The 22632-nt window shown below is 68.5% G+C and carries 28 protein-coding genes and 1 CRISPR repeat array; of the genes, 12 read left to right on the forward strand and 16 right to left on the reverse strand.

Features of this window, described 5'->3' with window-relative positions:
• Positions 1 to 49: 49 nt before the first annotated feature.
• From EFA46_RS11470 to EFA46_RS11495, 6 genes are all read right to left on the reverse strand, one after another.
• The gene (locus tag EFA46_RS11470; RefSeq protein ID WP_123077568.1) at positions 50 to 1087 is read right to left on the reverse strand and encodes a DUF4350 domain-containing protein; all 1038 of its coding nucleotides are present in this window, start codon (positions 1085 to 1087) and stop codon (positions 50 to 52) included.
• The gene (locus EFA46_RS11475; protein ID WP_123077570.1) at positions 1074 to 1979 is read right to left on the reverse strand and encodes a S49 family peptidase; all 906 of its coding nucleotides are present in this window, start codon (positions 1977 to 1979) and stop codon (positions 1074 to 1076) included. Before EFA46_RS11475 ends, EFA46_RS11470 begins: the two co-directional genes overlap by 14 nt.
• Positions 1976 to 2641 carry an outer membrane lipoprotein-sorting protein gene (locus tag EFA46_RS11480; RefSeq protein WP_123077572.1) on the reverse strand — a complete coding sequence of 222 codons (666 nt, stop codon included), beginning with the start codon at positions 2639 to 2641 and terminating at the stop codon, positions 1976 to 1978. Before EFA46_RS11480 ends, EFA46_RS11475 begins: the two co-directional genes overlap by 4 nt.
• Positions 2642 to 2733: 92 nt before the next feature.
• On the reverse strand, positions 2734 to 3783 hold the full coding sequence (locus EFA46_RS11485; protein ID WP_123077574.1) for a hemolysin family protein: 1050 nt from the start codon (positions 3781 to 3783) through the stop codon (positions 2734 to 2736).
• A 171-nt stretch (positions 3784 to 3954) separates the two neighbouring features.
• The gene (locus EFA46_RS11490) at positions 3955 to 4983 is read right to left on the reverse strand and encodes a bifunctional oligoribonuclease/PAP phosphatase NrnA (RefSeq protein WP_123077576.1); all 1029 of its coding nucleotides are present in this window, start codon (positions 4981 to 4983) and stop codon (positions 3955 to 3957) included.
• A gap of 136 nt (positions 4984 to 5119) precedes the next feature.
• Entirely contained in the window at positions 5120 to 5329 is a 210-nt protein-coding gene (locus EFA46_RS11495) for a hypothetical protein (RefSeq protein ID WP_123077578.1), read from the reverse strand.
• 195 nt (positions 5330 to 5524) lie between these two features.
• On the opposite strand from EFA46_RS11495, the gene EFA46_RS11500 reads away from it, so the two are divergent.
• The gene (locus EFA46_RS11500; protein ID WP_123077580.1) at positions 5525 to 5749 is read left to right on the forward strand and encodes a twin-arginine translocase TatA/TatE family subunit; all 225 of its coding nucleotides are present in this window, start codon (positions 5525 to 5527) and stop codon (positions 5747 to 5749) included.
• Between the two features lie 141 nt (positions 5750 to 5890).
• Here the strand turns inward: EFA46_RS11500 and EFA46_RS11505 are convergent, their stop codons facing one another.
• Positions 5891 to 7003 carry an alanine--glyoxylate aminotransferase family protein gene (locus tag EFA46_RS11505; RefSeq protein WP_123078410.1) on the reverse strand — a complete coding sequence of 371 codons (1113 nt, stop codon included), beginning with the start codon at positions 7001 to 7003 and terminating at the stop codon, positions 5891 to 5893.
• 141 nt (positions 7004 to 7144) lie between these two features.
• On the opposite strand from EFA46_RS11505, the gene EFA46_RS11510 reads away from it, so the two are divergent.
• Together EFA46_RS11510 and EFA46_RS11515 are read left to right on the forward strand one after the other, a co-directional pair.
• A complete protein-coding gene (locus EFA46_RS11510; protein ID WP_123077582.1) occupies positions 7145 to 8173 on the forward strand; it encodes an LLM class flavin-dependent oxidoreductase in 1029 nt (342 codons plus the stop codon).
• Between the two features lie 105 nt (positions 8174 to 8278).
• A CRISPR array of direct repeats spans positions 8279 to 10488; the repeat unit is 30 nt; unit sequence GTTACAGACGAACCCTAGTCGGGTTGAAGC.
• Positions 10489 to 10591: 103 nt separating this feature from the next.
• Positions 10592 to 10879: a DUF5789 family protein gene (locus EFA46_RS11515; RefSeq protein ID WP_148040696.1), complete on the forward strand. Its 288-nt coding sequence runs from the start codon at positions 10592 to 10594 to the stop codon at positions 10877 to 10879.
• Here EFA46_RS11515 and EFA46_RS11520 read toward each other — a convergent pair.
• Positions 10876 to 11271, reverse strand: a complete 396-nt coding sequence (locus EFA46_RS11520; RefSeq protein ID WP_123077586.1) for a nuclear transport factor 2 family protein — start codon at positions 11269 to 11271, stop codon at positions 10876 to 10878. The genes EFA46_RS11515 and EFA46_RS11520 overlap by 4 nt on opposite strands.
• Positions 11272 to 11377: 106 nt before the next feature.
• On the opposite strand from EFA46_RS11520, the gene EFA46_RS11525 reads away from it, so the two are divergent.
• Positions 11378 to 11839, forward strand: a complete 462-nt coding sequence (locus tag EFA46_RS11525) for a peptidylprolyl isomerase (protein WP_123077588.1) — start codon at positions 11378 to 11380, stop codon at positions 11837 to 11839.
• 103 nt (positions 11840 to 11942) lie between these two features.
• Here the strand turns inward: EFA46_RS11525 and EFA46_RS11530 are convergent, their stop codons facing one another.
• Complete coding sequence (locus EFA46_RS11530) at positions 11943 to 12500, reverse strand: class I SAM-dependent methyltransferase (protein WP_123077590.1); 558 nt, start codon at positions 12498 to 12500, stop codon at positions 11943 to 11945.
• Between the two features lie 133 nt (positions 12501 to 12633).
• Here EFA46_RS11530 and EFA46_RS11535 point away from each other — a divergent pair, with 133 nt between their 5' ends.
• The 3 genes from EFA46_RS11535 (at position 12634) to lrp (ending at position 14910) form a co-directional block, all read left to right on the forward strand.
• Positions 12634 to 12831, forward strand: a complete 198-nt coding sequence (locus tag EFA46_RS11535) for a heavy-metal-associated domain-containing protein (protein ID WP_123077592.1) — start codon at positions 12634 to 12636, stop codon at positions 12829 to 12831.
• Between the two features lie 107 nt (positions 12832 to 12938).
• Complete coding sequence (locus EFA46_RS11540) at positions 12939 to 14303, forward strand: permease (protein WP_123077594.1); 1365 nt, start codon at positions 12939 to 12941, stop codon at positions 14301 to 14303.
• Positions 14304 to 14454: 151 nt separating this feature from the next.
• Entirely contained in the window at positions 14455 to 14910 is a 456-nt protein-coding gene (lrp, locus tag EFA46_RS11545) for an HTH-type transcriptional regulator Lrp (RefSeq protein ID WP_123077596.1), read from the forward strand.
• Positions 14911 to 14916: 6 nt separating this feature from the next.
• Here lrp and EFA46_RS11550 read toward each other — a convergent pair whose 3' ends face one another.
• Complete coding sequence (locus EFA46_RS11550; protein WP_123077598.1) at positions 14917 to 15684, reverse strand: GAF domain-containing protein; 768 nt, start codon at positions 15682 to 15684, stop codon at positions 14917 to 14919.
• Between the two features lie 171 nt (positions 15685 to 15855).
• Between EFA46_RS11550 and EFA46_RS11555 the strand changes: the two genes are divergently transcribed.
• Positions 15856 to 16371 carry an N-acetyltransferase family protein gene (locus EFA46_RS11555; RefSeq protein WP_370529292.1) on the forward strand — a complete coding sequence of 172 codons (516 nt, stop codon included), beginning with the start codon at positions 15856 to 15858 and terminating at the stop codon, positions 16369 to 16371.
• A gap of 215 nt (positions 16372 to 16586) precedes the next feature.
• Here EFA46_RS11555 and EFA46_RS11560 read toward each other — a convergent pair whose 3' ends face one another.
• Positions 16587 to 17156 carry a DoxX family membrane protein gene (locus tag EFA46_RS11560; protein WP_123077602.1) on the reverse strand — a complete coding sequence of 190 codons (570 nt, stop codon included), beginning with the start codon at positions 17154 to 17156 and terminating at the stop codon, positions 16587 to 16589.
• Between the two features lie 85 nt (positions 17157 to 17241).
• Positions 17242 to 17439, reverse strand: coding sequence for a hypothetical protein (locus EFA46_RS11565; RefSeq protein WP_148040697.1), 198 nt, complete (start codon positions 17437 to 17439; stop codon positions 17242 to 17244).
• A 167-nt stretch (positions 17440 to 17606) separates the two neighbouring features.
• Here EFA46_RS11565 and EFA46_RS11570 point away from each other — a divergent pair, with 167 nt between their 5' ends.
• Positions 17607 to 17744, forward strand: coding sequence for a zinc ribbon domain-containing protein (locus EFA46_RS11570; protein ID WP_123077606.1), 138 nt, complete (start codon positions 17607 to 17609; stop codon positions 17742 to 17744).
• Between the two features lie 4 nt (positions 17745 to 17748).
• On the opposite strand, the gene EFA46_RS11575 is transcribed toward EFA46_RS11570, so the two are convergent.
• Positions 17749 to 18207: a pyridoxamine 5'-phosphate oxidase family protein gene (locus EFA46_RS11575; RefSeq protein WP_123077608.1), complete on the reverse strand. Its 459-nt coding sequence runs from the start codon at positions 18205 to 18207 to the stop codon at positions 17749 to 17751.
• A gap of 61 nt (positions 18208 to 18268) precedes the next feature.
• Entirely contained in the window at positions 18269 to 18907 is a 639-nt protein-coding gene (locus tag EFA46_RS11580; RefSeq protein ID WP_123077610.1) for a helix-turn-helix domain-containing protein, read from the reverse strand.
• 123 nt (positions 18908 to 19030) lie between these two features.
• Between EFA46_RS11580 and EFA46_RS11585 the strand changes: the two genes are divergently transcribed.
• Together EFA46_RS11585 and EFA46_RS11590 are read left to right on the forward strand one after the other, a co-directional pair.
• Positions 19031 to 19177 (forward strand): hypothetical protein, encoded by a 147-nt coding sequence (locus EFA46_RS11585; protein ID WP_176969884.1) that lies wholly within the window; start codon positions 19031 to 19033, stop codon positions 19175 to 19177.
• Positions 19178 to 19259: 82 nt separating this feature from the next.
• On the forward strand, positions 19260 to 19631 hold the full coding sequence (locus tag EFA46_RS11590; protein ID WP_123077612.1) for a helix-turn-helix domain-containing protein: 372 nt from the start codon (positions 19260 to 19262) through the stop codon (positions 19629 to 19631).
• On the opposite strand, the gene EFA46_RS11595 is transcribed toward EFA46_RS11590, so the two are convergent.
• Entirely contained in the window at positions 19628 to 20536 is a 909-nt protein-coding gene (locus tag EFA46_RS11595; RefSeq protein ID WP_123077614.1) for an AEC family transporter, read from the reverse strand. The genes EFA46_RS11590 and EFA46_RS11595 overlap by 4 nt on opposite strands.
• Before the next feature lie 146 nt (positions 20537 to 20682).
• Between EFA46_RS11595 and EFA46_RS11600 the strand changes: the two genes are divergently transcribed.
• Positions 20683 to 21390: a hypothetical protein gene (locus EFA46_RS11600; RefSeq protein WP_148040698.1), complete on the forward strand. Its 708-nt coding sequence runs from the start codon at positions 20683 to 20685 to the stop codon at positions 21388 to 21390.
• Between the two features lie 10 nt (positions 21391 to 21400).
• Here EFA46_RS11600 and EFA46_RS11605 read toward each other — a convergent pair whose 3' ends face one another.
• Complete coding sequence (locus tag EFA46_RS11605; RefSeq protein ID WP_123077618.1) at positions 21401 to 22603, reverse strand: ABC transporter substrate-binding protein; 1203 nt, start codon at positions 22601 to 22603, stop codon at positions 21401 to 21403.
• Positions 22604 to 22632 lie beyond the last annotated feature (29 nt).

Raw genomic sequence — 22632 nt, forward strand, 5'->3', positions numbered from 1 at the left:
CCCCCGTAAAGTCTCGGCCCAGTTCGAGTGAGGGACGGCGAGCGCGGCGTCAGGCGGTCGCGCTCGCGCCCGTCGAGCCACCGGTCGGGAGCGTCGCCCCGCCGGTCGACCCCGACGACCCCGTCTGCGGGGCGCCCGGCGTCTTCGAGCCGGAGACGAGGAACTCGGCGGTGTCGCCGACGAGCACCTCGTTGTCGGCGACGGTCGCGCCGTCCGGCGAGAACGCCCACGTGTCGCCGACTGCGACGACGTTCCCGTCGCGGACGACGACCGGGTAGGTGCCGTTCTTCCGGGTGGTCGAGTAGCTCGCGTCCTCGACGGCGACGGCCGTCGTCACGTCGTCGTCGGCGACGACCGGGACGGCGGCGTCGAAGACGACGCGCTCGGCGTCGCCGGCGAACTCGCTCCCGCCGCTCGGCGTCCCGTAGACGTACTGGAAGTTGTTCGCGTTCGCCGTCATGTCGTAGAGGTAGCCGGCGTCGAAGGTGAGGCCGAAGCGCGCCGCGACGTCGTCGGGCTGGCCGCTCGCGCCGCTCGACGTGCCGGTGGAGAGCCCGAGGAGCGACGTCGCGCTCGTCGCGCTCGAGGGGGTGTCCGCGAGCAGGAGGACGCGCCCGCCGGCGTCCGAGAACTCCTCGACGGTGTCGACTTCGTCGCCGGTGTACGCGCTCGCGGGGTTCGCGACGACGAGCGCGTCGGCGTCCTGGAGCGTCCGCGCGAACGCCGACCCCTCGCTGCTCGAGTAGCCGACCGGCGAGGAGCCACCGCCGTAGAAGCGGACCTCGTGGCCGCCCGCGACGAGCGCGTTCACGAGCGGCTGGAGCGTGCTTCGACTCACGGCGTTCCCGTGGCTCACGTCCACGACGACGGTCTTCGACTCGCTCGCGTCCGGCGTCGGGACGGTGCCGTCGTCGGCGACCGGGTCGGCGAGGAGCGTCGCCGCGTCGTACGCGGGCGCGTCCGGCTGCGTCGAGCGCGGGCCGTCGGCGTAGTCGGCGACGACGCCCGTGCCGGCGGTCACGGCGACGACGAGCAGGACGGCGGCGGCGAACGATACGACGAGCGTGCGGAGATCACTGGCTTGCATTGATGGACACCTCCGTGCCGGGGGTTTCGAGCGACCCGTGGAGCATCAGGTAGTGGACCGTGTCGGTGCCGCTGTACCCGAACGTCGCGTGCGTGCCAGCGCCGCGTTCCGACCCTGTGTCGGCGCCGAGGCCGAGCTGGCTCAGGACGTCGGGCTGCGGTGACTCCATGCGGACGACCGCGTAGTCGCCGAGGCCGGCGCGGCCGGCGGCGTCGCCGATGGCGGTGTCGACGCCGCCGACGGAGTCCGCGAGGCCGAGCTCGACGCCGCGAACGCCCGAGTAGACCTTCGCGTGCGAGAGCTCGGCGCGCGTGAGCGCGATGGAGTCGTTCCGCTCGGCCATCACGCTCCCGACGAACGCGCGCCGCAGGGACTCGACGCGCTGTCTGACCTCGGTCTGCGTCCCCGTCGAGCCCTTGTCGGGGCCGGTGACGACTTCGCCGTTCGGCACGCCCTCGCTCGGGAGGGTGGCGCGGACGCCGACGCTCCCGACGCTGCTCGCGGGCGTGACGTAGATCGCGTCCGCCGGCGCGCTCATGTAGTAGCTCCCGGAGGCCGCCATCCCGGTGACGCTCACGACGACCGGCATCACCTGTTGGGTGCGCTTGACGGCGAGGTAGAGCTGTTCGCTCGCGGCCGCCGAGCCGCCGGGGCTGTCGACGTCGAGGACGACCGCGTCGATGGAGTCGTTCCGGCGGGCGTCGCGGAGGTTGTCGACGACGCCGCTCGCGGTCTCCGTGGTGATGGTGCTGTGCATCTCGATGACGGCGACGGAGCCGTCCGGGCCGGTCGTGCGGTCCCAGACGGTCGGGGCGACGACCGCGCCGACGAGCAAGCCGACGACGGCGGCGACGACGACGAGCCGGCCGACGGTCGAGAGGCGCCGACTCATGCGGTCGCCTCACCCGTCGCGTCCGACGTCGCGTCGTGCTCGTGGACCGTGACGTTCGCGTAGCGGACGGTCTCCGTGGTCGTCGCGCCGTCCGCGCCCGTCCACGTCGTCTCGACCTTCAGCGGGAGGCGGCGCTCGGTGTCGATCCAGACGCGGCGCTCGACGGTCGTCGACGCGTTCGCGTCCGACGCGGGGGCGAGCGAGACGACGGCCGTCCGGTGGCCGTCGAGAACCGTCGTGCGCTCGAGCGTGACGTTGCTCGTGCGGACGAGCGTCTCCGCGAGCGCGCCGTAGGACGCGCGCTGGCCGTCGCCAGCGCGCTGGAGGCCGGTCGAGAGGACGGGTCGCGCGGCGTCGCTCGCCGAGAGGTCGACGGTCTCCGTGGTGCCGGCGCGCGCGCCCGACTCGTAGGTGAGGCGCATGCGCTCGCCGGTTTCGACGTCGAGGGTCGCGCGGACGGACGCACTCGTCGTCGGCGTCTCCACGGTCTTCGTGACGGTCGCGGTGTAGGAGTCGATGCGGTCGTAGCGCTGCTGGACGTGCTCGCCGACGGCGTCGGCGTCCGAGAGACCGCCGGTCGGGAGGGTCGAGCAACCGGCGAGGAGGAGGACGCCGACGAGTCCGATGGCGAGGACGCGGCGGCTGGGTGAATCGCTGGCCATCCGTCGTAACGCGCTCGAGACGGCCGGTTAGCGTCAACGACCGAGCAGGTGTGCACGACGTGTACGCCGCGGTCGAGGCGACCCGGGACCCGTCAGTCGAGCGGGTCCTCGAGGTTCCCCATGACGGTTTCGAGCGCGTCCGTCGCCGTGAGGAGGCCGACGACCTCGCCGTCGCGGAGGACGAGCGCGATCTCCTGATCCTCCGCCTGGAACTGGTCGAAGGCGTCGCTGACGCTCGTGTCCGCCGCGAGCGTCATCGGCGGCGCCGCGATCTCCTCGAACGACGTCGTCCCCTCCGTGAGCCCCTCGTAGTGGTCGATGATGGAGGGGGAGTAGACGATGCCCCGGAAGTCCGTGAGGTCGTCACCGACGACCGGGAACCGCGTGTGCGGGCTGCTCCGGATGCGCTCGAGGTTCTCCTCGACGGGCGCGGAGACCGAGATGGCGACGATATCCTCGGCCGGCACCATGATCTCGCTGATCTCGAGCTCGTCCGCGTCGAGCGCGTTCATCACCTCCTCGCGGCGCTCCTCGGGGAGTTCGCCGCGCGTGAGGAGCGAGTCGAGGCGGTTGCGGAGGTCGGCGCGCGACTCAAGGACGTCCTCCTCGGTCTCGAGCCACGCGCCCGTCATCTCGACGCCGAAGAGCTTCAGCGTCGCCTTCGCGATGGCGTCACCGAGCGTGATCAGCGGCGAGATGAGCCAGTTGAACCAGTAGAGCGGCGTCGCGCCGTACCGGCAGACGGTCCGCGAGCGCTCGACGCCGAGGTAGGTCGGCGTCTGCTCGCCGTGCGTGAGGTGGAGGAGGTTGATGATGGCGAACGCGAGGACCGCGCCGGCGCCGACGGACGCGAGCGCGGTGCCCGCGAAGTACGGCTCGAAGAGCGCGGCGAGCGCGGGTTCGGCGACGATACCGACCGCGATGCTCGACGCCGTGATTCCGACCTGACAGGTCGTGAGGTAGATCTCGAGATCGTTCGTCATCGCCCACGCGCGCTCGAGCGCGGAGTCGCCGTCGACGAACTCGGCCTCGCTGAACTGCCGGGCGCGCGTCAACCCGAACTCGATGGCGACGAAGAAGCCGTTCGCGAGGATGAGCCCGACGCCGGCGAGCAATCGCAGGACGACCTCAAGCGGAGTCATCGGCCCCACCTACCAAGAACAGCGACAAAAGCTTCGGGGCCGCTCGCGCGCTCAGTCGTCCGCGTGGTCGTCGTCCGTGTCTGAGTCGTCGACCGACATCGGGTCTCGTCGAAGCCTGTGCCCGCGTCGCAGAAGAAAGCTCTCGCCGTGCGACGCGCGCCGACTGGCGCGCTACTCCTCGTCTCCCGCCTCCCCCTCGGTGAGGTTGAGGCCGGCGACGAGGCGCGCGGTCACGATCTGCTCGACGATGGCGAGCAGCTGGGCGTCGTCGGTCGTGTAGTCCGCGAAGATACCGAGGGGCACCTCCCCGCCCGCCATCTCGCGGTGGCCGCCCGCGCTCCCCACGCCCGCGAACGCCTCCGCGAGCGCGTCGCCGATGTGGACGCGCGGGTCGGTCGAGCGCGCGCTGACGTGGATGCTCTCCTCGACGATGCCGAAGACGACCGCCGTCTCGACGCCCTCGAGCGTCGCGAGGTAGTCGGCGGCCTGCGGAAGCGAGTCGCGGTCGGTCGTCCGGCCGACGTGCGAGATGAGCGCGGCGCCGCGAACCGTCCGGTTCTGGATCGCGGTGGCGATTGCGTCGAGCGTCGCCCCCGAGACGGACGGCGTCGACAGCCGCGCGAGCAGGTCGTCGTTCGCGTGCTCGTGGAGGTAGCCGGCGGCGTCGTACTCCGCGCGCGTCACGCCACGGAGGAAGCCGAGCGTCTCGCGGCGGATCGCGAACAGCAACGCGGTCGCGAGCGCGGCGTCCGTCTCGACGGCGAGCTCGCGGACGTACTCGGTGAGGATCGTCGCGGTGGCGCCCGCCGACTCGCGGTGGTCGACGAAGCGCGCCTCGATCTCGTCCGCCGGGTGGTGGTCGATGACGACGTCGACGGCCGTTCCCTCGGGGACGCGGTTGTTCGCGCCCGGCACCGCGTGGTCGACGAACGCGAGCAGCGACCCCGGCGCGCGGTCGCGAACGAGCGCGGGGTCGAACGGCTGGAGGTCGATGTCGAGGAGGTTCACGAACGCCCGGTTCTGCTGGTGGGAGACGTCGCCGCTGTAGAGGATGCGCCGGTCGTCGATGCCGACGGCGGCCGCGATGCGCCCGAGCGCGAGCGCGCTCGCGAGGCAGTCCGGGTCCGGGTTGTTGTGGCAGATGATCGTGAGCGTGTCGCCGTCGGCCAGGAGGTCGCGGAGGTCGCTCGCCTTACTCATGGCTGGGACGTTCCACCCCGAGACGGATAGGTGCGTGTGCCGCGACGCCGCCCTCGACCGGCGCGTCGAGGACGCGACACCCGACGCGCCGTGACGGTCGCGCGCCCGCTCGCAACAGCCGCGACCCGCGCCCCTCTCACTCCTCGAGGAGGCCGAGGTCGGCGGCGACGAGGTCGGCGAGCCGATCCGCGACGTCGGGGTCGACGGTCGCGATCTCCTCGCCGTCGTGGACGCGCTCGTTGTGGCGCTCGACGGACGCCGCGACGTCGGAGAGCGCCACGCGGTTCGTCGTCTCACAGGCCTCGCAGTGTACCGGAACCGTCGGCTCGTCGTTCTCGCTCGCCATTGCTCGCGTTTCGCCCGATGGCGGTACAAGCCTTTCGCACCCGCGCTCGCGGGCCGCCTCGGGTGTCAGCCGAGCCGAGAGCGTCCACGGGCACGTGACGACGCGACGCCGCTCTGTGGAGGGAAAAGGCCTATAACTACCAGCGGACTATAGAGGAGTATCATGTTACCTGATGGCGTGCTGTTCATCGGTGGGATGCCCGGCGGGATGGAGCTAGCGATAGTCCTCCTCATCGCCGTACTGCTCTTCGGCGCGAGCAAGATTCCGAAGCTCGCGCGCTCGACGGGGCAGGCGATGGGCGAGTTCCAGCGCGGCCGCGAGGAGATCGACCAGGAACTCCAGGACATCCGCGAGGGCTCCGACGCCGAGGCGAGCGACGTCGAGACCGAGGAGTCCACGCGCTCCGCGAACTCCAGCTAACCCGGCCGCCTTTCTTCCGCGTCCGCCCACCGAGGGCGACACGCACGCCACAGTATCGTTTCACGCACGGGGAGCCGCGACGCCGCACGACACCGCTCTCCCGGTCGCCGTACCTCAAACGAGAACCGAGTTGCCGCCGGCTCAGAGGTCCGCGACGTCCTCGATGGCGTCCGTGAGCGCGCGGATGCTCTCGACGTCGTGCTCGCCCATGTGGCCGATGCGGAACGTCTCCTCGCCGAGCTGGGAGCCGTAGCCGTTCGAGAAGACGAAGTCGTACTCCTCGCTCACTTCCTCGATGGTCGCCGCGACGTCGATCCCCTGCGTGTTCTCGATGCAGGAGACGGTCTGTGACTCGTAGCCCGCCTCCGGGAACATGTCGAAGTGCTCGCGCGCCCACTCGCGCGTGTATTCGGCCATCTCGCGGTGACGTGCGTCCCGACCCGCGTGGCCCTCCTCGAGCATGTACTTCATCTGCTTGCGGTAGGCGAGCATCACGGGAATCGCGGGCGTCGAGTGGGTCTGACCCTTCCGGTCGTAGTAGTCGAGCGAACGCTGGAAGCCCCCGTACCACGACGCCTCGTCCTTCTCGAGTTCGCGCTCGTAGGCCTCCTCGCTGACCGCGCAGACCGCGAGACCGGGCGGCATCGCGAACGCCTTCTGCGTCGAGGCGAAGATGACGTCGATGCCGTGCGCGTCGATGTCCACGTAGTCCCCGCCCAGCGCGGAGACAGCGTCGACGACGAAGTAGGTGTCCGGGTAGTCCTGCAGGACGTCACCCACCTCCTCGATGGGGTTACGAACGCCGGTCGAGGACTCGTTCATCACGCACGCGACGACGTCGTAGTGCTTCTCGCTCTGCTCGAGATGCCGGCGGATGTCCTCGGGTTTCACCGCGTCGCCCCAGTCGTACTCGAGGCGGTCGACGTCCTTCCCGAGGCGCTCGGCGACGTTCGCGTGCCGCTCGCTGAAGCTCCCACAGGTCGGCACGAGGATGTTCTCGTCGACGAGGTTCAGCGTCGAGGCCTCCCAGAACTCCGTGCCCGACGCCGTGAGGACGACGACGTCGTTCTCGGTGCCGAGGAACTCCTTCGTGTCCTCGACGATGGTCGTGTAGAGGTCGGTCATCCGGTCCATCCGGTGGCCGAACATCGGCTGGGCCATCTCCTCGATGACGTCCTCGCGGACTTCGGTCGGGCCGGGAATGTACAGCGTCTTGTCGGGATAGTCGCCCGTGTATTCGCGTTTCTCGGTCACGGAATCCACCTGAATATCGACTACTCCGGGACGACGTACAAAGGTAGTTGTGATTGTGGTGAGCGTGCCCGTGGGTCGCGCCGCCGCCGAGAGCCGTGCCGGGAAACCAACCCGTATCCCCGTCCGCGACCGAGTCGACGTATGGAGTTGTCCGCCGTCGACCTCTCGCCCGTCCCCGCCGAGGGCACCGCGAGCGACGCCTACGCGAACACCGTCGAGTCCGCCCAGCAGGCGGAGCGACTCGGCTACACGCGCTACTGGGTCGCCGAGCACCACGGGAACGGCGACGCGCTCGCCGGCACCACGCCCGAGGTCCTGCTCGGCCACCTCGCCGCCGAAACCGACTCGATCCGCCTCGGCTCCGGTGCGGTTCTCCTCAACCACTACCGGCCGTTCAAGGTCGCCGAGCAGTTCGGCGCGCTCGACGCGCTCGCGCCCGGCCGCATCGACGCCGGCCTCGGGCGCGCGAACGGCTCGCCCGCCGTCGACAGCGCGCTCGGCACCGACCGGCGCGTCGAGAACCCCGACGCCGACCACCGCGAGAAACTCGAAGCCGTCGCCAGCCACCTCCACGACGACTACCCCGACGGCCACCCCTACGCCGACCTCACCATCCCGCGCTCGGACGCCACGCCGCCGAAACCGTGGGCGCTCGGCTCCAGCCCCTCCAGCGCGAAACTCGCCGGCGAACTCGGTCTCCCGTACTGCTTCGCGGCGTTCATCCGCCCCGAGTTCGCCGAGCGCGCCGTCGAGACCTACCGCGCGCACTTCGAGGCCTCCGCGCTCGCCGGCGGCGTCGACGAACCCGAGGCGATGGTCGCGCTGAACGCCGTCTGCGCCCCCAGCGACGAGGAAGCCGCCCGCCTCCGCGCCGTCGCCGAAGCCACGTTCGCGCGCATCGCTCGCGGCGAAACCGCCCGCATCACCTCCGTCGAGGCCGCCATCGAGGAACTCGGCGGCGTCCCCGACCCGACGCCCGCGACGCTCGACGAGGGCGAGTGGCCGCGCGCCATCTCCGGCAGCCCCGAGACACTCGCCGGCCTCCTCGACCAACTCGCCGACCGCCTCGGCGTCGAGGAAGTGATGATCCAGCACGCCGTCGCCGACCACGACGACGCCCTCCGCTCGCACCGCCTCCTCGCCGACGGCGTCGGCCTCACCCCGCGCTAACGCCGCACCATCGACCCCCCGGGGGACCGGCCACTATCGCGGGTCGACGAAAATGTTCAAGCACATCCCCCGCGAAGCACCGCCACGGCCGGCGAAACGGCCATGGTTACAGACGAACCCTAGTCGGGTTGAAGCCTACCAGATACCGAGCGCACTCAAGGGGGGTAACCACGTTACAGACGAACCCTAGTCGGGTTGAAGCCTGAGGAGGGGATAACGATGGCGTGTGCTGCTTACGGTTACAGACGAACCCTAGTCGGGTTGAAGCTGACTCTCGTCGGACTTCTTTAGGAGCGCGGGACAGCGTTACAGACGAACCCTAGTCGGGTTGAAGCCGCGCGCGGCGGTCGTGTCCGTCATGCGACGACCAGTTACAGACGAACCCTAGTCGGGTTGAAGCGCCATCAACGGGACGACCGTCGACGTGCTCGCGCAGGTTACAGACGAACCCTAGTCGGGTTGAAGCCCCAGCTTGGAGGCTGAGGAGGCGCACGTCTGCACGTTACAGACGAACCCTAGTCGGGTTGAAGCACCTACCGTCGCGTTCGCAAGTCGATTGAGAACGACGTTACAGACGAACCCTAGTCGGGTTGAAGCCAATTAGTGAGGTAGGCGGCGGCGAATGCGAGGACGGTTACAGACGAACCCTAGTCGGGTTGAAGCGAGGCCTTTGAGTGTGATGAGCTGGGCGACGCGGAGCTCGTCGAACTCGAGTTACAGACGAACCCTAGTCGGGTTGAAGCGGCTGTTGTTCTTCGCCGCCGCAGCGCCGAACTGCCGGTTACAGACGAACCCTAGTCGGGTTGAAGCCTGGGGTCGTAGAAGTACCGGCGGACGTTGAGGTCCGTTACAGACGAACCCTAGTCGGGTTGAAGATTTACGTCGAGCGACCTCATGCGCGTCGTTTACGTCGTCGTTACAGACGAACCCTAGTCGGGTTGAAGCGAGGGCGGCTTTAGTGAGCGCGGGTTCGGGAGCGTTACAGACGAACCCTAGTCGGGTTGAAGCGTCTACGAATCGACGAACGCGACGGCGCTCCAAGAGCGTTACAGACGAACCCTAGTCGGGTTGAAGCAACCGCAGATATTGCGTCAGCCATCCGTTACGCGTTACAGACGAACCCTAGTCGGGTTGAAGCATCGAGCGGAACCCCGACACGTCAGTCGCTACGGTGTTACAGACGAACCCTAGTCGGGTTGAAGCCCGGCCGCCGCGACGACGATGCTCCCGTTGTCCTGGTTACAGACGAACCCTAGTCGGGTTGAAGCCCCCGCGCCTGTGCGGCCGCCGCGTCCGAGACGAGTTACAGACGAACCCTAGTCGGGTTGAAGCCCGTCGCGGTGGTGGACGTCGACGCGCGCGACCTGTTACAGACGAACCCTAGTCGGGTTGAAGCTGTGCTCACCTCTGCCAGGCAGACACGCCCGTTCGACCGTTACAGACGAACCCTAGTCGGGTTGAAGCACCTTGTAGCCTGTCGTGCGGACTTGGATCGTTGTGTTACAGACGAACCCTAGTCGGGTTGAAGCCCGGCGATCTTTCCCTCGTCTGCGAGGGTTTTCATGGTTACAGACGAACCCTAGTCGGGTTGAAGCCTGATCATCGTCGTGCTGAGTCAGGTCTACCAGCTCGTTACAGACGAACCCTAGTCGGGTTGAAGCGCGATGTCCAGACGTACAGCGACCCGCTCGATCTCGTTACAGACGAACCCTAGTCGGGTTGAAGCCACTGGATGAGCGGCATCGGGAGTTCACGAGCGAGTTACAGACGAACCCTAGTCGGGTTGAAGCGTCGCTATGCGGCCGAATTGAGTGCCGTCGAGTCCGGTTACAGACGAACCCTAGTCGGGTTGAAGCATGAATTGTGATTGTTGTGGCGTCAAAGTCAGCACGTTACAGACGAACCCTAGTCGGGTTGAAGCTAGATGCGTCATGCATCGCACCCCCAGAGGTGCTGGTTACAGACGAACCCTAGTCGGGTTGAAGCTGGTCGTCGTCAAGTGGCGCCGTCGTGGCGCAGGCAGTTACAGACGAACCCTAGTCGGGTTGAAGCTCGATATCGTGCGCCGCGCAGAACCGGAGGAAGTGGTTACAGACGAACCCTAGTCGGGTTGAAGGGATTTTCGAGTGGACTTCACCGGCATGATAACACTCCCAAGGTTACAGACGAACCCTAGTCGGGTTGAAGGGGATGCTCGTCAACTCGGCGACGGTGTACCGGGTTACAGACGAACCCTAGTCGGGTTGAAGCCAGCGTGAGAGCGCGCAACTGATCGCGCAGTCCGAGTTACAGACGAACCTCGGTCGGACTGAGGCCACATTAGTGCGCTGGGGATGAGCGATGACTGCGACGGACGAATCCGGACGCGGCGGCCTCAAGACCTATCTGTGGTGCGACACAACACTGAGACGAATCACGATGCCACTCGAGCCAGCCGACGTCTACGAGCGCGTCGCGGAGTCGTGTCACTTCCCGGCCGAGCGGGCGACCGTCGTCGAGGCGGTGGGCGACGTCGAGGTGGCGGCGGATGACGGGGCGTCGGTGTCGCTCGAGTCGGTGCTCGCGCGCACCGACGAGTCTTCGTTCGCGTCCGCGCGCGACCTCCACCACGCGGTGCTCGCGAACCTCGGCGAGGAGCACGTCGGGCGCATCGACTACGACGACCGCTCGTCGAACCCGGCGCGCGACTCCCAGGAGTCCTTCTAGAGCCCGACGCCGTACGTGAGGTCGACGTCCGCGATGCGCCACTCGCCGTCGACGCGTTCGAAGCTGTCGCGGTAGGTGGCCTGTTGGACGCCGCGCTCGCCGTCCGGCGTCTCGTGGTAGAGTTCGAGGTACCACCGCCCGGTGGCGGTGTCCCCGTCGACGTCGACGACGGCGTTCGTGACGACGTGTGCGGTCTCGTCGTAGACGTCGTCGAAGACGTCCGTGCCGAACGCTTCGAGTTCGTCGCGGCCCTCGTAGGTGGTGCCGTCGTCCATCACGAAGCGGCCGTCCTCGGTGAAGAGCGCCGCCCATTCGGCGTAGTCGCCGTCGTCGATTCGGTAGCAGTACTGGTGTTTGAGCCGCTCGATGGCGGCGACGTCTGCAGCGCTCATACGCACGGGTGCGCTCGCCCCCGTTGTTAGCGCTGGCGTCGCGGCGAGCGTTGCGCCGGCGTCCCGCGATGCGACGGCTTATCCGTCTTCGGCGTCTCGATAGCGTATGACGATTTCTGATGGCGACACGGTAACCTTCGAGTACACGGGACGACTGCAGGACGGCACGGTCTTCGACACCTCGCGCGAGGACGTCGCCGAGGAGGAGGGCATCGCGGACGACCGCCGCGACTACGAGCCGCTGACCGCCGAAGTCGGCGCGGGCGCGGTCATCGAGGGAATGGAGGACGGCCTCGTCGGCCTCGACGCCGGCGAGTCCGACACGCTCGAAATCCCGCCGGAGAAGGCCTACGGCGAGCGCACCGACGAGCGCGTCCAGGAGTTCGAGACCGAGCAGCTCGTCGAGATGCTCGGCCAGCGCCCCGAGGAGGGCGACCAGCTGCAGGCGCAGAACGGCCAGCGCGGCACCGTCACGCACGTCGACGACGACGTCGTGAAGGTCGACTTCAACCCCGAGCTCGCCGGCGAGACGCTCGTCTTCGACATCGAAGTCGTCGACGTCGAGTAATCCGCTCCCGCGCGACGCGATTTTCTCCGTTCTTTCGGCGAGCGAGCGACAGCGCCGGCGTCAGCGTCGGTACCGGAATCCGCGACAGCGCCGACCGCTCCGATCACCGTTCGGCGACGGCGACGAACGTCTCGACGCGCTCTACGGTCCGCTCGACGGTGAAGCCGGCGTCGGCGAGCATCGCGTCCGCGTCGGCGGCGTCGTAGCGCTCGGTGACCGGCGGCCCGCTCTCGCCGTCGCCGGCGGCGCTCCAGTCCACGACGACGAGGCGGGCGCCGTCGCGACAAACGCGCGCGAGTTCGGCGAGGCTCGCGTCGCTCGCGAACTCGTGGAACGTCATCGTCGCGTACGCCGCGTCGAGGGCGTCGGTGGCGAACGGGAGGTCGGCGACGTCCGCCGTCGCGAGCGAGACGTTTCCAGGGAGGCCCTTCTCGCAGTAGAACTCGTGCATCGCCGCCTGAACGTCGACGGCGTGGAGGCGCGCAACGTGCGGCGCGACGTCGTCCGCGTAGAACCCCGTGCCGCTCCCGAGGTCGGCGACCGTCTCGTCGCCCGCGAGCGCGAGCGCGCCGAGGAGTTCCTCGCACGAGCAGTAGCGATAGCGCTCGGCGGCGTCCTCGAGGCGCGCGGCACTCTCCGCGTCGAAGGTGTGAAAACCCATGCGGGACGGACGAACGCGACGGTGTTAGTGGATGGGGTCGCCCCCGGTTTCGATGCCCGGGCTCGCCGTCGGTGCTCGCTTCGGAGTCCGAAGCGCAAGCGCGGTAAACGAGCGCCCCCTCCGTACGAGTGCGATGAGCGAAACGTACACCGTCACCGGCATGTCGTGCGAGCACTGCGAGCAGAGCGTCGAGGACGCCGTCGGTGCGCTCGACGGCGTCGAATCCGCGGCGGCGGACAACGAGGCCGACACGCTCGTCGTCGAGGGGACGCCCGACGCCGACGCCGTCGCCGACGCCGTCTCGGAGGCCGGCTACGAGCTCTCGGGCTGAATCGCACGCCCGCTTTCGACTCCAAAGCTCGCGGCCGTTCTCGCTTTTCTGTGACGGCCGAAACCCACCTGAACGTCCCGTGAGTAGACACGACCAGAGGGGTATCCATGGATACGCGCGACTACCTGATACTCGCCGGCCTGGCCGGACTCGCCGTCGTCGTCGGCGCGGTGACGACGACGAAACCACTCGATGCCTTCCTCCTCACCGGCGCAATCGAGGCCGCGCGGACGACCGCGTCGATGGTGTGGGTCACGTGGTGGGCGCTCGTCCTCGGCTTCGCCATCGCGGGCGGCGTCGAGGCGTGGGTGGACGCCGAGGACATCGCCGACCACCTCGATACCGACGGCCCGCGCGCGCTCGCGCTCGGCACCTTCTTCGGCTTCGTCTCCTCCTCGTGTAGCTACTCCGCGATTGCGACCGCGAAGAACCTCTACAAGAAGGGCGCGAGCGCGGGCGCGGCCCTCGGCGCGTTCATGTTCGCCTCGACGAACCTCGTCATCGAAATCGGCTTCGTCATCTGGCTCCTCCTCGGCTGGCAGTTCGTCCTCGCGGACTTCCTCGGTGGGTTCGTCCTCATCGCCCTCATGGCGGCGGTCTTTCGCTACCTCGTCCCGGACGAAATCCTCGAGACCGCGCGCGAGCACGCGACGGCGGACGACGACACCGTCGAGTGCCCGAACTGCGGGATGGACGTCGACCCCGAGGAAACGGCGTACACCCGCGAGGTCGAGGGCAGCACCTACTACTTCTGCTCGGCGTCCTGCATGGAGTCGTGGGACCCCGAGGCGGCGAACACGACGATCCGGGAGCGCGCCACCAGCCTCGCGGGGTGGCGCGACCTCGCGGACAAACAGCACAAGGAGTGGGGGATGCTCTACGACGAGATCGCGCTCGGCTTCGTCTTCGCCGGTATCCTCGCGGGCTTCGTCCCGCAGTCCGTCTGGACGGTCGTCTTCGACGCCCACCTCTTCGGCGTGGACGCCCTCTACGTCGTCACGATGGCGGTCGTCGGCGCCGTCGTCGGCATCGTGACGTTCGTCTGCTCCGTCGGGAACGTCCCCTTCGGCGCGCTCCTCTACACGGAGGGGCTCCCGTTCGGCGGCGTGCTCTCCTATATCTACGCCGACCTCATCATCCCGCCGATCATGCAGGCCTACCGGGAGTACTACGGCGGGACGTTCGCCGCCATTCTCTCCGTGACCATCTTCGCCTGCGCCGTCGTCACGGGCGTGTTGATCCACGGCGTCTTCGTCGCCCTCCACGCCGCCACCGGGGTCACGTTCGTTCCCGACCCCGCGACCGCGCGCATCACCGAGATCCAGATCGAGCTCAACTACAAGGCCGTGCTGAACGCGCTCGCGGTCGTCGCGTTCGCCGCCCTCTACTGGCTCCACGCCACCGGCGACGACGGCGACGGGATGGCGCACGGCCACGGCGGCCACGACCACGGCGACGCCGGCGAGCGCTAGCGCCGCGTTCTGACTCCCCGTCGTCTGAAGCCCCTGATCGCGACCGACCGGTCACTTTTCGAGCGACGACGCGCTCCTTCCGGACGCGCGTCAGTCCAAGAGCGAAAGTTCAATACGAATCAATCACATCGGTAGTAGATAAGGGGATATAATGGCATACGATAATATTGACACGGAGCTGATCAACGCGATGCTCGGCAACGGGCGCGCGAGTCTGCGCACGCTCGCCGAGGAACTCGACGTCTCCGTCACCACCGTCTCGAATCACCTGAAGGACCTCGAAGAGGAGGGCGTCGTCACGGGCTACACGCCGATCATCGACTACGACCGCCTCGGCTACGACGTCACCGCCGTCCTCCAGCTCAACGTCGAGGGGTCGGCCATCCCGGACGTCACCGCGCACCTCACCGAGATCAAGGAGCTCACGTCCGTCTACGAGGTCACCGGCGAGTTCGACATCATCGCCATCGGGAAGTTCCGCGACACGGACGAGATGAACGCGCGCATCAAGGAGATCCTCTCCGACGGCGACATCACGGGCTCCTCGACGTCCGTCGTGCTGAACGCCGCCGCCGAGAACGAACAGTTCGAGCTCGACGTCGAGTAGCGCGCTTCAGCTCGCGCGGCCGTACTGTTCGACGTACCGCGTCACCTGCTCGGCGAGCCACTCGAGGGCCTGTTCGTCCTCCTCGTCGAACGCCGGTGTCTCCTCGTCCATCACGCAGAGCATCCCGAGCGACTCGCCGCTCGGCGACGTCAGCGGGACGCCCGCGTAGAACTCGAACTCGTACTCGTCGGTGATCGCCTCGTAGCTCACGCGCGGGTCCGCAGCGAGGTCGTCGATGACGAGCGGGCCGTCGCCGACGATCCCGTGCGAGCAGACCGCGTCCGTGCGCTCGAGCGTCTCCCACTCGACGCCCTGCGCGGTGAGGAACTCCTCCTCGCGCTCGGCGACGACGCCGACGAAGCCGACCTGCGCGTCCACGCACTCGCGCGCCGTCGTCGTCAACCCGTCGAGGTGCGCGCTCAACATCGGCTGCTCGAAGTCGTACTCGGCGAGGCGCTCGAGGCGCTCGGACTCACCGACCGGAACCGGGTAGCCGGTCCACTCCTCGCGGACCGCCGTCCGAACCGCGAGTTCGACGTCGCGCGGGTCGGCGTCCGCGTCGGCGACGACGCACGGCGTCTCCGGCGCCCGCTCGAGCAACGCCCCGAGCGCGTCCGTCTCCGCCAGTCGCTGGTCCGCGACGACCGCGTCGACGTCGCCGAGCCGGACGTCCGACGGCGTCGCGCGCGTGACGTCGAGGTCGTCGAGTGTCGGCCCCCCAGCCGACTCGTCGTTCGATACGTAGCAGATCGAAATCTCCCCCATCGCGTGCATCGGACGGTCAACCGTATGCGACTTTCCGGGAAGAACGTACCGGCCGTCCGCGACACGCCTCGCCGCTTTCGACCGCATCCGCTACCGCGCGCCACGTCCGGTTCTCGGAAACCGGGAACTGGTGGCGGTCCTTTCGTTGGTGGTCGCGTAGGTGGACCCGTGATGTCTCCCGTGTCAACCGACGGCGAACCCGACTCCGGCGGCGAGCCGCGTTCGGCGCTCCCCGTGCGGTTCGCGGACGCCGACGGCCGCCGCATCGCCCTCCGGACGTACGCGGGCGAGGGTGACGCGCTCGCCGCGATGTACGCGTCGTTCGAGCCGACGGACCGCGCGCAGGGCCTCCCGCCGGCCACCGAACCGCGACTGCGCGCGTGGCTCGAGGACCTCCTCGACGACGGCCTCCACGTGCTCGCGTGGCACGGCGACGCCGTCGTCGGCCACGTCGCGCTCCTCCCCATCGGGGACGGGCGCGCCGAACTCGCGATCTTCGTCGCCCACGACTACCAGCGCGCCACCATCGGTACGCATCTCGTCGAGGCGGCGCTCCGGCACGGGCGCGAGCACGGCATCGAGCGCGTCTGGCTCACCGTCGAGCGACGCAACCACGCCGCGCGGCGCCTCTACGAGTCCGTCGGGTTCCGCGAAGTCGCGAGCGGCGCGGAGCACGAGTTCGAACGCGACCTGTAAGTTTCGGGACTCAAAGCGCGTAGAGGAGCACGACGAGCGCGAGGAACAGGAGGAAGAACACGACGCCCAACCAAGGGCTGTCCGCGCCCTCGCTCGCGTCGGTCATCTCGACGAACGGCCCATCGTCCATGTCACTCTCTACCAGTGCGATTCGCTAATGCGTTTCGGTACGTCTTCTCCGACGGCACGCGCGACCGAGGGAGAAAGAACCCGGCTCAGCCGAGGACGTAGGCCAGCGCGGGATACCGCTCGACGAGCGTCTCGCCGCCGAGGTCGTAGTTCTCGACGTACCGGTCGAGGCCGAGGATGCGCCCGCCCGCGAACGCGGCCACCGAGAGGAAGACGAGCATGTACGCGAAGTCGCCGTTGATGACCCCGTGGGCGACCTCCCAGTTTCCGAAGTAGAACATGAGCATCATGAGCGCGCCGAAGAACGCGGCGAGGCGCGTCATGAGGCCGACGAGGAGGCCGAGGCCGATGAGGAGTTCACCCCACGGGACGGCGACGCTCGCGAACTCGACGAACCACGGCGTCGCGCCCATCCACGCGAAGACGGGCGCGAGCGGGTTCCCGTTCGCCGCCGCGACGTTCGCGAGGTAGCCGCCCGCCCCGAACGGCTCTGCCGCGACGAGTTTCGTGAACCCCGAGTAGGCGAACGCGAACCCCATCATGAGTCGGAGCGCGAGCACGAACCACGCCGACAGACTGTGTACTTTCGCGTGGACGGTCACGCCGCCCACCCTGCTCTCGAGCTCGTTCACGCCGGTTTCGAATTTGGCTGCCATCTCTGGAACACCTTACAGGTGAGAAGAGGCGGGCAGGGGGGATATACCGACTAGACGGTCCCCACGTGGCGAGAAACGGGCGCGACTACCGCATCGCCGAGAGCGCGACGTACGACCCCTCCTCGGCGGAGAGCCACTCGGTGAGCGGGTCGTCGGGGTCGGCGGGGAAGAGCGTGCAGACGTCGGGGCCGTCCTCGGTCGCCTCGACGTGCGCGAGCAGGCGGTTCGCGCACGCGGTCTGCGCCCGCGCGGCGTCGTCCGCGTCCAGCGGTGGCGTCGGCATACGGCCGAACGCGTTCACGCGCACACATCATAGGGTGGCGGCTCGGTTCCAGCGCGCTGAGAACCACCCCCGACATCGACAACCGACAGTCTGATAGTTCGAGACCGGGTGAGTGCGAGTATCGCGGCGTCCCGACCGTCCGTCGCCGCCCGACCCGGAGAGTACGAATGCAAGAATACGAGTTCGACTGTCCCGACTGCGGTCAGCACATCGAGGTCAACGACCCGATGCGCGACGCCATCCTGACGAACGGCTGTCCGATCTGCTCGACGGCCGTCACGGCCGAGGACTTCGCCGACGGCTGAGCGGTCACTCCTCGCGGTCGATTTCGGTGTGGCGGCCGCTCAATTCGTCGGGCTGCAGCGCGTAGAGCTGGATGTCGAGGTCGCGCTTCGACCCGCCCCAGATCTCGAAGAGCGGACGCTTCGCGCGGCCGTACTGCGTGATCTGCTCGGGGGACAGCGTCGACGGGTCGATCTCCTCGAGCGTGCCGGCGGCGACGGCGCTCCGGTAGGTCGTTCCGCCGTCGGCCTCCTCGTAGACGACGAGTCTCGCGCGCGGCGCGGACGCGAGGAACTGTCGTTTCTCGCTCTCCGGCGTCGAGACGAGTCGGAGGTAGACCGTTCGCTCGTCGGCGTCGTAGCCGTAGGAGACCGGGATCGCGTACGGCTCGTCCGTCTTCGCCAGCGAGAGGACGCCCGTCTCCATCTCCCCGAGGAAGGCGTCCGTCTCCGAATCACTCATCGCGGTCTCTTCGGCGAGTACCATGGTCGTACTCGGACAGAGCGTACGTGCCGTCTTAAGACGTTCCCCTCGGGCCGCCGAGGCCTCACTCCCCGAAGACGTCCTCGAGGAGCTTGCTCTGGGCGGCGACGAGGTGCTCGGTGAACGTCGACTGCGCGATGCCGAGGTCGGCGGCGAGCTCGGTGGCGTTCGCGCGGCGCGGACGCTCGAAGTAGCCACGGTCGTAGGCCGTTTCGAGCACCTCGCGCTGGCGGTCGGTGAGCCGGCCGGGGTTGACGAACACGCGCTCCTCTGGGTCCCCCTCGAGGGGCGGTTGGAGGAGGCGTTGGACGTCGACGCTGAAGCGCTCGCGGAGGTCGGCCATCGCGTCCTGTAGCGTCGCGAAGTCGGCGGCGTGGAAGTCGAGCGTGACGTCGCCGGCCTCGGCGACGTAGCGGTGGACGGGACAGCCGAACGCGCCGAGGCGCTCGCACGGGCAGTGCGCGCCGGCGTCGTGCGTGATCCGATACGCGTGTTGCGTGCCGTAGGAGAAGACGCGCTCGGCCTCGACGCCGTCCGGAATCGCGTCGGTGGCGGCGAGGAACTCGGTGACGCTCTCGGCGCCCTCGACTGCGACGCTCGTCGAGACGTGCGTAATCGGCGCGTCCGCCCGCTCCGAGAACGCCGCGAGCGCACAGCCGGCGGGCGCGTCGAACGACACCGTCGCGCGGATTCCCGACCCCATCGTCCGCTAGTTGTTGCGCGAGCAGCGACTTGAGTGCGGTGATGTGCGCGCGAGTGCTCGCGGCGTTTTCACCGGCTAAGAACGGACGCGGTCGCTTTAGTCATGCCCGTCGTACCCTTGGGTATGAGTCACGCCGAGACCCGGACGTTCACCTGCTCGGAGTGCGCCGCCTCCATCCCGCTCACCGCCGCGACGCGCGACGCCCTCCTCGCGAGCGGGTGCCCGGTCTGCTCGAGCGCCGTCTCGGAGGACGCCTTCGACGGCACGTAGGCCGGCTCTCCCGCGCCCACGTATAAACCACCCCGAATAGCGGTGGCGCAGACTGGTGGCTCTGGCCACACTACACTGGAGTATGAGCCAGTCCGCGACGGATGCCATTCGCTCGCAGCACCGCCAGCCAGCCACGCCCGACGACGCGGCCGTTACGGACCCGGCGGCCGTGCAGGACGTCCTCGACGTCCTCGACGACGCCGACTGTCAGGCGATCCTCGAGGCGACGAGCGCGGACGCGCGCTCGGCGTCGGAGCTCGCGGAGCGCTGTGACATCCCGCTCTCGACGGTCTACCGGAAGCTCGAGGCGCTCACGGACGCGGGCTTTCTCGCCGAGCGCACGCGCGTCCGCCGCTCGGGACGGCACGCGAACGAGTACGAGCGCTGTGTCGAGGAAGTGACGCTGAGCGTCGACGGCGACGGCTCGTTCGCCCTGCGCGTCGAGCGGCGCTAGACGAGCAGTCGGAGGATGACGAAGACGGCGCCGAGCGAGCAGACGGTGGTGACGAAGACGTTCGTGGAGGCGAGGCGGGCGTCGCCACCGAGTTCGTTCGCGTAGATGAACGTCGAGACGGCGGTCGGCATCGCGAGCATCACGGACCCGGCCTGCACGGTCGCGATGTCGCTCGTGAGGAGGGAGAGCGCGGCGAGCCCGAGCAGCGGCATGAGGAGGACTTTGAGGGCGACGACGCTCCCGACGGTGGAGACGTCGACGCCGTCGAGCGAGAGGGTGAGCGAGGCGCCGACGGAGAGGAGCGCGGCCGGGAGCGCGAGCGTCGACACCCATCCGAGCGCCGTGCTCGCGGGCCCCGGCACCGGCACGCCGAACGCGGCGAACCCGAGGCCGAGGAGGAGCGCGGCGATGACGGGGTTGCGCGCGACGCCCGCGAGCTCGTCGCGCAGGGAGGCGTCCGCGTCGTTCATCGAGGTGAGGAGGACGACGGTCATCGGGATTTGGATGAGTGCGCCGATGCCGAGGAGGATGCCGGCTTTCGCGGTAGCGGCGCTCCCGAGCGTCATCGCGACGATGGGGAGGCCGAGGAACCCGAAGTTCGTGTGATAGGACTGGACGATGGCGACGCTGCGCGCGGCACGCGTCGGGACGCGCCGGTGGACGAGCCAGCCGATACCGGCGACGCCGAGGAGGACGACGAGGAACGCGGCGACCATCGCGACCGAGAGCACGTCCTCGAGCGCGGTCGCGGCCGTCGAGTCGAAGACGAGCGCGGGGAGCGCGACGTAGAACGCGAACGTCGTGAGGGAGTCGGCGCGCCCGGCGGTGAGGACGCCGACGCGCCGGGCGCCGAAGCCGGCGCCGAGAAGCGCGAGCATGTAGAGAATCTTGACCGCGAGGTCCATACACGACGGCTGGCGAGCGAGGGGCTTGCGGCTTTCGTTCCCGTCGCGGGACGCCGCCGGGCGGCCGTTTCGGACGGGGCGTAACCGATTTGGTCGCGGCTCCGTGTGCCTCGACACGTGGCTCCCAACTGTGCGGGGTGGTCGACGTGAGTCGGCCACCTGACGCTGGTCTCTCCGAGTCGCATCGGCTCCGGGCGGGGGCCCTCCTCGCTCTCGGGTTCGTCCTCGTCTTCGGCCCCGCGCTCGCCGGTCCGATCGGCACCCTTCCCGGACCCGACGACGCGTACACGTACGAGGCCGTGGAGGTCACGGCCGAGAACGAGACGCTGGTCTTCCACGGTCCACTCCCCGACGACGGTGTTCGGGGTGTCGATTGTCTGCGTGTCTACTCGCGGCTCTGCGGGCTTGAAGTCGACCAGCTCGACGGGAACGTCACGGTCAGACAGGTCAACCCCGTCGAGCGACGGGCGTCGCCGTACGTGGAGTTCTTCGACCAGTACTATCGTCGGATACACGTCGAGAACGGACGTACCGTCACGTACGGGCTGCGCCCCGTCTCGCCACGGACGGTTCTCGACGACGTCTCCCGCCCGGTCGGTGAGACGGGTCACCCGGACGACCTCCGGCGTGTCATCTCGCGGGGGACCGCGACGATCGACCACCGGATCGCGTCCCCGACGCGAGTCGTTCGCTCGGACGGCTCGTACTACGTCTTCAACCTTCAGCGCGCGGAAACACCGCACGATAGGGGACCAAGCCTCGCACCGCTCGGGACGGTCGTCGCGATGCTCGCCGGCCTCTGGTCGCTCCGACGCGGCTGGGTGCATTACGACCGGTGGCGGGCGAGCCGGTGAGCGGGCGTCGTCAGTTCCCGGTGACGATGCTGGCGACGCGCTCGCGGTCGAAGAGCCGCTCGTCGGCGGGGATTTCGGGGTAGGGCTGGCCGCTCGTGTAGCCCGGCCACTCGCCGAATATCTCGGGGTAGAGCTGTTTGGCGGTCATCTCGATCTGGAAGAGGTTCATCAGCGGGCCCTGATAGCGCATCCCCTGCGCGTAGACGCGGTCGTTCTGGACGGCGCTGAGGGTCTGGCCGACCTCGTGGGAGCGCAGCTGCTCGCGGACGTTCGCCATGTCGTAGCGCGGCGTCATCCCCCAGAGGTGGAGGATGACGTCCGGGTCGGCGTCCGCCATCGTCTCGTAGCCGACGGAGCCCCAGAGGCCGTCCCACTCCTCGCTCCCGAAGGCGTCGTTGGCGGCGAGCGGGCGGGTGTCGGCGAGCCAGAAGCCCGGGCGGTTGAGGTGGTAGGTCCAGAACTGGCCGTCGCCGAGGGTGACCCGAACGGCCGTGGGGCGCTCGTCCTCCGGCGGGAGGTTCGCGTCGATGTGCGCGATGAGGTCGTCGTAGACGGACTGGAGGGCGGCGTAGCGCTCCTGCTCCTGGAAGACCTGCGCGACCTTCCCGAAGATCTCCCAGAGCGTGTAGTACTCGTAGCCGTCGCGGTAGGCCTCGGGCGGGTTCGCGTGCGTGCCGCTGTAGAAGTTCCCGAAGAACGGCCCGACGTTCTCGGCGACGTCCGCGACGTCGCTCTCGCTCCAGTTCTTCTTCGTGCTCGCCCACGCGGGCCCGAGGAGGTGGACGTCGCTGTCGAGGCTGTAGAAGAACTCCTTCGAGAAGTTGTCGTAGGGGTTCGGGAGGCCCTCCCAGTCGAAGGAGACGCCCTCGAGGCGCTCGTAGTAGCGGTTCATCGTCGTCCCCGCCATCTCCGGGACGAACATCGAGTTGATGGCGTCCTCGTGGCCGAGCGCGACGAGCATGTCCTGATACTGGTTGTACATCGTGAAGACGCTCGACGGTACCTCGTCGAACTCGACCTCGCCGACGGGCGACATCGAGACGGTGTAGGAGCCGTCGCTCGTCGTCGTTCCCGTCGTGGTCGCGGTGCTCGTCGTCGTGCTCGACGCGTCACCGGTGTCGCCCGAACAGCCGGCGACGAGGCCGCTCCCGACGAGTGCGCCCGTGCCGACGAGGTAGTCGCGTCGCGACAGCCGTCCGCCTGTGTCGTCCATGGTTTAGGGATGCCTAATCAGTCGTATAG

The sequence above is a fragment of the Halarchaeum sp. CBA1220 genome, from assembly GCF_003721175.2.
GTDB lineage: Archaea > Halobacteriota > Halobacteria > Halobacteriales > Halobacteriaceae > Halarchaeum > Halarchaeum grantii.